Source organism: Kitasatospora sp. NPDC058243 (genome assembly GCF_042882025.1).
Classification (GTDB): domain Bacteria; phylum Actinomycetota; class Actinomycetes; order Streptomycetales; family Streptomycetaceae; genus Kitasatospora.
The window spans coordinates 26,731-33,277 of record NZ_JBHVWW010000084.1 but is presented as its reverse complement, the minus strand read 5'-3'; the positions used below and the strand labels follow the sequence as shown (position 1 = coordinate 33,277).

Here is a 6,547-nt window from a genome sequence, read left to right as displayed (position 1 = left end):
AACGTGCTGTGGGCGCTCCTGCGCGACAACCGGATCTTCACCTCCGCCCCACCGGTCGCGCAGGCATCTTGACTTCATCATTGAGACTCCAGGGGGATCGCGGCGGAGACGACGGTGCCCTCGCCGGGGGTGCTCTCCACGGTCAGGGTGCCACCGAACTGCCGTAGCCGGGCGCGCATCGCGGGCAGCCCGTACCCGCGGCCGCCGGCCGCCCCGACCGCGCCAGGGTCGAAGCCCTGCCCGTCGTCGGCGACGTCCAGGACGGCCTGGTCGCCCAGGTAGGACAGGGTGATCGCCGCGGCCGACGCTCCGGCGTGCTCCCGGACGTTGGCCAGCGCGCCCTGGGCGATCCGCAGCAGCGCGGACTGCGCGGCGGCGGGCAGCGGGACGGGCGTGCCGTCCAAGTGGAAGCGGACCGGCAGACCGCTCTCGGCGGCCTCCCGCCCGGCGAGCGCGCGCAGCGCCTGGTCGAGCGGACGGCCGTCGGCGAGTTCGGCCGGCGCGAGGTCGTGGACGAAGCGGCGGGCCTCGGCCAGGTTGCGGGCCGCCACCTCGGCGGCGGTCCGGACGTGGGTGCGGGCGGTCGTCGGCTCGGTGTCCCAGGTGCGCTCGGCGGCCTGCAACAGCATCTGCTGGCTGGACAGCCCCTGGGCCAGGGTGTCGTGGATCTCCATGGCCAGCCGCTCGCGCTCCGCGTGGGTGCCCTGCCGCCGTTCGGTGGCGGCGAGTTCGCGCCGGGTGCGGACCAGGTCGGTGATCAGGGCGCGCTGCCGGGCGTCCTGCCGGTCCATGAACAGGAACACGCCGGTGGCGAGCGCGGTTACCGCGAACGGCAGCAGGACGAGGGTGGCGTCCGCCCCGCCGGCCAGCCGGAGCTCGGCGATCACCACCAGCAGCGTCAGGGCCGCCACCAGCGGGATCGCCGCCCGGGCGGGGAGCGTGCGCAGCGCGGTGTAGATCAGCGGGACGGCGCACCAGGCGAAGCTCGGCGCGAGCAGCACCAGCACCACCCAGAGCGCGACCACCAGTGCCAGCGGCCACCGGCGCCGACGCGGAACCCGTTTGTCGGGCGCAGCTTCAGCCCCGGGCGTGGGTGTGGGCACTGGTGACGGCGGTGGTGGCGGGTGGCGGTGCGCGAGCCAGGAGCCGGCCGGCTGGGCGAGGGCGAGGGCGATGCTCAGCCCGATCACCCAGGGGATCCGGGGGTTGCCGGGGTGGTGGGTGAGGTAGCGGCTGAGCGAGGCGGCGAGCAGCAGCAGGAAGGCGGAGTCGAGCAGCACCGCCAGGCGGCCCGCGTCCGGGTCGCCGGCGTCGTGACCGGCGGCGGGGCGGGGCTGCTGCACGGGTGGCTCCTGGCTGGACGGGCGGTCGGCACCTGGGCGCCTCGGCGGGCGATCGGCGCCGGGACGGGCACCGGCCGCCTCGACGGTGCGCCCGGTGCGCCCGGCGCACCGACCTGCACCGATCCCTCGATGGTGGCCCGTTCGGCCCGGTCCCGCATCAGCCGATCGGTTGACGGGGTTGTCCTCCATCATGCCCGCGCGGTCGCGCCGGAGCGTCGATGTGGCGGGCTCCGCCCCGGCCGGAGGATCGAGGTGGAGCCGGGCGGACCCCCTGCCGCCCGGCGGCCCCGATCCCGTTCGCCGATCCGCTGAGGAGCTGGACCATGAAGAAGATCTCCGTGCGCACCCGGGTGCTGACCGGCACCCTCGCCGCCGCCGCGCTCGCCGCCACCGTGGGCGCCGTCTCGGCCAGCGCCGAGACCTCCGAGACCCCGGCCGCGCCGGCCGCGGTGAAGGTCGACACCCAGAACAAGAACCTCGCCCAGAGCACCGGTCTGACCCTCGACGCCGCGACCCGCGCCGCCCAGGCGACCCTGGACGCGGCGGCCAAGGCCGGCCAGCACGTCTCGGTCGCGGTCGTCGACCGGGACGGCGTCACCCGGGTGCTGCTCAAGGGCGACGGCGCCGGCCCGCAGTCCCCGGAGTCGGCGCAGCGCAAGGCGTTCACGGCGGTCTCCTGGAACGCGCCGACCTCGGAGCTGACCAAGCGACTGGCCCAGGCCCCGACCCTCAAGGACATCCCGGGCACGCTGTTCCTGGCCGGCGGCGCCCCGGTGCAGTCCAAGGGCGCCCCGGTCGCGGCGATCGGTGTCGCGGGCGCGCCGAGCGGCGACCTGGACGAGCAGTTCGCGCAGGCGGGTGTCGCCGCACTGGCGAAGTGACCCCCTGGCCGGTCGGCCCGTCCCCTGGTGCGCGGGGCGGGCCGACCGGCCAGGATGGGCGGTATGCCGACGATGACCGATGACCAGTGGCGGGCGTTCCTCTCCGAGGGCACCCGCACCGCCAAGCTCGCCACCACCCGGGCCGACGGCCGCCCGCACGTCGCGCCGGTCTGGTTCCTGCTGGACGGCGACGAGCTCGTCTTCAACACCGGTGCGGGCACCGTCAAGGGCCGCACCCTGGCCCGCGACGGCCGGGTGATGATCTGCGTGGACGACGACCGGCCGCCCTTCGCGTACGTCCTCGTGCAGGGCACCGCCCGGCTGAGCGAGGACCTGGCCGAGGTGCGCGCCTGGGCCACCCGGATCGCCGCCCGGTACATGGGGGAGGACGTCGCGGAGCAGTACGGGGCCCGGAACGGCGTGCCGGGGGAACTGCTCGTTCGGGTGAAGATCGAGAAGGTCTCCGCAGAACACGGGGTGGCCCTCTGAAAAGCCGGTGCCGCTGTCAGTGGTGCATGGCAGGCTTCCCGGTATGACGGCGTGGACCCTCAACGACATCGAACGTGCGATCCGCTCCTCCTGGGGTGTCGACACCTGTGCGCCCGAGGATCTGGCCCACTGGCGTCCCGACAATCCCGCCCGCGGCCAGTGCGGGGTGACGGCGATGGTGGTGCACGACCTGCTCGGCGGCGAGCTGATGATGGGCGAGGTGCACGTCGGCGGGATCCGGACGGATCTGCACTGGTGGAACCGCTTCGCCACCGGCATCGAGATCGACCTCACCCGCGAGCAGTTCGGGCCGGACGAACTGGTCAGCCCCGGCCGTCCGGTCGCCCGCCCGGCCCGCCCCGGCCGGCTCCAGGCCCAGTACGAGCTGCTGAGCCACCGGGTGGTCACCGAACTGGAGCGCGGCCGCGTCCGGCTGCCGGAGCGCGCCTGCGCGTGAGTCCGTCCAGTACGCAGGGGCCACCGTCTCCTGACGTACAGTCATCCGCAGTGCGGTGACGGTGGCGGTGACGGCGACGGGAGTGTGCGATGGCCGGGGCGACGATCGGCTTCGTGGGGTTGGGCGCGATGGGGCGGGGCATGGCCGGCAGCCTGCTGCGGGCCGGCCACGCCGTCCGGGTCTGGAACCGCTCGCCCGAGCCGGTGGCCGCCCTGGTGGCCGAGGGCGCCGAGGCGGCCGGCACGCTCGCCGAGGTGTACGCCGCCGACACCGTGGTCTCCATGCTCGCCAACGACGAGGCGGTCGAACGGCTGCTGCTCGACCCCGCCCTGCTCGCGGGCGCCGCGACGACCCTGCACGTCAACATGGCCAGCATCTCCGTCGGGCTCGCCGAGCGCGCCGAGGCGCTGCACACCGAGCACGGCATCGGCTACCTGGCCGCCCCGGTCCTCGGCCGTCCGCCGGTCGCGGCGGCCGGCCGGTTGAACATCCTGACCGCCGGCGCGCCGGAGCTGCTGGCCCGCGCGGAGCCGCTGTTCGCCGCGATGGGGGAGCGCACCTGGCACTTCGGTGCGAGCCCGCGACAGGCCAACACCGCCAAGATCAGCACCAACTTCCTGCTGGCCTGCGCGATCGAGTCGATGGCCGAGGCGTGCAGCCTGGCCGAGGCCCACGGCGTCCGGCCGACCGACCTGGTCGAGATGCTCACCGGCACGCTGTTCCCGGGGCCGGTCTACTCCGGCTACGGGGCGATGGTGGCCGAACGCCGCTACGAGCCGGCCGGGTTCAGACTGCCGCTGGGACTCAAGGACGTCGGCCTGGCCCTGGAGGCCGGGGCCGCGCGGAACGTCCCGCTCCCGTTCGGCGGCATCCTGCGGGACGCCTTCCTGGACGCGCTGGCCCACGGCGACGCGGACAAGGACTGGGCGGCCGTCGCGGCCGTCGCCCGGCGCCGGGCCGGCCTGCCCGCCTGAGTGAACTCCCGGGCTCCGGACGTGGAATAACCGGGGTGCGGGGGGTGCTCGCACCTCCATCCGCACCACCGACCGGGGGAGTTTCGATGGCTGACCAGCCGGCGGGCGCCGAGGCGCCGCGCACCTTTCTGTTCCTCGACGCCAGTTCGCGTGCCGGCGGCAACTCCGAGCAACTCGCCCGGCTGGCCGCCGAGGCGAGCCTGCCGGCCGGGTCGGAGCAGCGCTGGCTGCGGCTGAGCGAGCACCCGCTGCCGCCCTTCGAGGACCTGCGGCACGTCGGGGACGGCCGCTACCCCGAGCCGGTCGGTCATGAACGGACCTTGCTGGACGCCACGTCGGCGGCCACCGACCTGGTCTTCGTCGCACCGCTGTACTGGTACTCGCTGCCGACCAGCGCGAAGCTCTACCTCGACCACTGGTCGTCCTGGCTCCGGCAGCCCGGGGCGGACTTCCGTGCCCGGATGCGCGGCGGCACCATCTGGGGCGTCACCGCCCTCGCCACCGAGGACGACAAGGCCGAACCGCTGATCGGCACGCTCCGGCTGACGGCCGAGTACATGGGGATGCGCTGGGGCGGCGCGCTGCTCGGCAACGGCACCCGCCCCGGGGACGTGCTGCGCGACGAGCGGGCGCTGATCGCGGCCAAGTCCTTCTTCACGGGCTGAGCCCGCGCACCCGTTCCGGCGGGCGCTCACACGGGCGCTCACCGGACGTTCACACAACCGATCGCTTCACGCTACGCGAGGCCGTGCGATACGGTCCTCCGGGCGTGTACCCGTCACTCTCCGGTCATCTTTCGGCAAAGAGCAAAAGCCTTACCGCAGGACGGAATTGGGCGATTCGGGCACTCCCGTCCCGTGAGTGGTCCCCAGCGTGACACCCGCCTTCCGGAGTGGCCGGATCCTTCGGTAATCTCCGTCGGACTTTCAAGCTTCGCGAGGGGTTCGAGGCGTCCACGGCCGCCCGCCCCGCCGCGCCCCGGGCCTCGCCCGGACTCTTCCGTGAGGTCTCCCTTGTCCATACGTCGCAGTCTTGCCCTTGCCGGCGTCGCCGCGCTCGCGTCCTCGCTCGTGCTGTCCGGCGCCCAGGGCGCCATGGCCGTCGGCACCACCGGTTCCCCGTCCGCCGCCGCCCAGGCGGCCGGCAAGGCCTCCCACCAGAGCCTCGACCTCTCGGTGAACGGCGTGCCCGGCACCTTCATCGCCGGCGGCGACGCCCGCGACTTCACCTTCAAGATCGACAACTCGACGAAGCACGACTTCCTCTTCCTCCCGCTGCTCAAGTTCAAGAACAAGGCGGGCTCGCTCAAGGCGAAGGACCTCAAGGTCCAGTACCAGCTGCCCGGCGGCCAGTGGCAGACCGGTTCGGTCGCCGCCGACGGCGGCGAGGACAAGGACAAGTCCGTCCTCACCCTGCTCGGCGCCCTCGGCCAGGACGGCAACCCCACCGACGACGACCTGCTCGTCGTGAACCACGGCAAGAGCTTCTCGATCAAGGTCCGGGTCTCCTTCACCTCGGAGGCGCCGCTCGGCCGGGCCGGCGTCGTCCCCGTGGTGTTCTCCGCCGAGCTCGACGACGAGACCCACGCGCCGGTCGACGGGGGCCACCTCAGCTGCGACGGCGTCCGCGGCGCGGGCTTCGTGATCAAGGCGGGCGGTGGCGGAAAGCCGAGCCCGACCATCACCCCGACCCACACCGGCAAGCCCAGCCCGACCGCGAGCACCTCGCCGACCACCTCCACCTCGCCGACCACCTCCACCTCGCCGACGCCCTCCCACTCGGCGACCGCGAGCACGTCGCCGACGGCCACGGCCACCGCCACGGCCACGGCCACCACCTCGGCCACCCCGAGCGCCGAGCCGACCACGCCGTCGCCCTCGGTCCCGCCGACCACCCCGACCACCCCGGCCACGGGCGAGCCGTCCGGCTCCGCCTCCGCGTCGACCTCCGCCCCGGCCCCGGCCGACGGCAACGGCGACACCGCCGGCCCGATCGACTTCCCGGTGGCCGTCCCGACCCTCACCCCGCCGCCGCTCACCCCGGCCGCCGTCACCAAGGCCAAGGCCGCCGCCGACAACGGCGACAAGGCCCTGGCCCAGACCGGTGGCGGTGACGACACCACCGCCATCGCCGTGGCCGGCGGCGCCGTGCTGCTCGCCGGTGTCGGCACCCTCGTGGCGCTGCGCCGCCGCAAGTCGGCCCCGCAGGGCTGACCGCGGCCGCAAGGCACGCTCCAGCCGTCACACCGAGGCGGTACCCGCCTGACAACCGCCCGCGCCGCCCGGCCGTCTTGTTTACGGACCTTCCGGGGGCGTCGGGGGGGCCCCTCCCTTGCACCGGGTGTCCTTTCGGAGGGGGGAAGAGACGGATGGGGGGGGGGCAGTGGTGGGGGCTCCACGCGGG

The 6,547-nt window shown here is 74.3% G+C and carries 7 protein-coding genes; 6 read left to right on the top strand and 1 reads right to left on the bottom strand.

All coding sequences use genetic code 11. From position 1 onward, the window contains the following. Positions 1–77: 77 nt before the first annotated feature. Positions 78–1,532: a sensor histidine kinase gene (locus ACFVX9_RS35595; protein ID WP_387985934.1), complete on the bottom strand. Its 1,455-nt coding sequence runs from the start codon at positions 1,530–1,532 to the stop codon at positions 78–80. Between the two features lie 134 nt (positions 1,533–1,666). Here ACFVX9_RS35595 and ACFVX9_RS35590 point away from each other — a divergent pair, with 134 nt between their 5' ends. The 6 genes from ACFVX9_RS35590 to ACFVX9_RS35565 all read left to right on the top strand — a co-directional run bounded on the left by ACFVX9_RS35590 (position 1,667) and on the right by ACFVX9_RS35565 (position 6,357). Next, complete coding sequence (locus ACFVX9_RS35590) at positions 1,667–2,224, top strand: heme-binding protein (RefSeq protein WP_363368367.1); 558 nt, start codon at positions 1,667–1,669, stop codon at positions 2,222–2,224. 72 nt (positions 2,225–2,296) lie between these two features. Continuing rightward, entirely contained in the window at positions 2,297–2,713 is a 417-nt protein-coding gene (locus tag ACFVX9_RS35585; protein ID WP_107453052.1) for a PPOX class F420-dependent oxidoreductase, read from the top strand. Between the two features lie 43 nt (positions 2,714–2,756). Next, positions 2,757–3,170 (top strand): hypothetical protein, encoded by a 414-nt coding sequence (locus tag ACFVX9_RS35580; RefSeq protein WP_063348559.1) that lies wholly within the window; start codon positions 2,757–2,759, stop codon positions 3,168–3,170. An 89-nt stretch (positions 3,171–3,259) separates the two neighbouring features. Then, the gene (locus tag ACFVX9_RS35575; protein ID WP_380378482.1) at positions 3,260–4,144 is read left to right on the top strand and encodes an NAD(P)-dependent oxidoreductase; all 885 of its coding nucleotides are present in this window, start codon (positions 3,260–3,262) and stop codon (positions 4,142–4,144) included. Positions 4,145–4,230: 86 nt separating this feature from the next. Continuing rightward, entirely contained in the window at positions 4,231–4,809 is a 579-nt protein-coding gene (locus ACFVX9_RS35570) for a flavodoxin family protein (protein ID WP_063348561.1), read from the top strand. 348 nt (positions 4,810–5,157) lie between these two features. Then, positions 5,158–6,357 carry an LPXTG cell wall anchor domain-containing protein gene (locus ACFVX9_RS35565; protein ID WP_387985929.1) on the top strand — a complete coding sequence of 400 codons (1,200 nt, stop codon included), beginning with the start codon at positions 5,158–5,160 and terminating at the stop codon, positions 6,355–6,357. Positions 6,358–6,547 lie beyond the last annotated feature (190 nt).

Excerpts from the sequence above, each read along its gene's own strand:
- ACFVX9_RS35590 (WP_363368367.1), top strand. The coding sequence starts at position 1,667 with ATGAAGAAGATCTCCGTGCGCACCCGGGTGCTGACCGGCACCCTCGCC.
- ACFVX9_RS35595 (WP_387985934.1), bottom strand. The coding sequence starts at position 1,532 with ATGGAGGACAACCCCGTCAACCGATCGGCTGATGCGGGACCGGGCCGA.
- ACFVX9_RS35570 (WP_063348561.1), top strand. The coding sequence starts at position 4,231 with ATGGCTGACCAGCCGGCGGGCGCCGAGGCGCCGCGCACCTTTCTGTTC.
- ACFVX9_RS35575 (WP_380378482.1), top strand. The coding sequence starts at position 3,260 with ATGGCCGGGGCGACGATCGGCTTCGTGGGGTTGGGCGCGATGGGGCGG.
- ACFVX9_RS35580 (WP_063348559.1), top strand. The coding sequence starts at position 2,757 with ATGACGGCGTGGACCCTCAACGACATCGAACGTGCGATCCGCTCCTCC.
- ACFVX9_RS35585 (WP_107453052.1), top strand. The coding sequence starts at position 2,297 with ATGACCGATGACCAGTGGCGGGCGTTCCTCTCCGAGGGCACCCGCACC.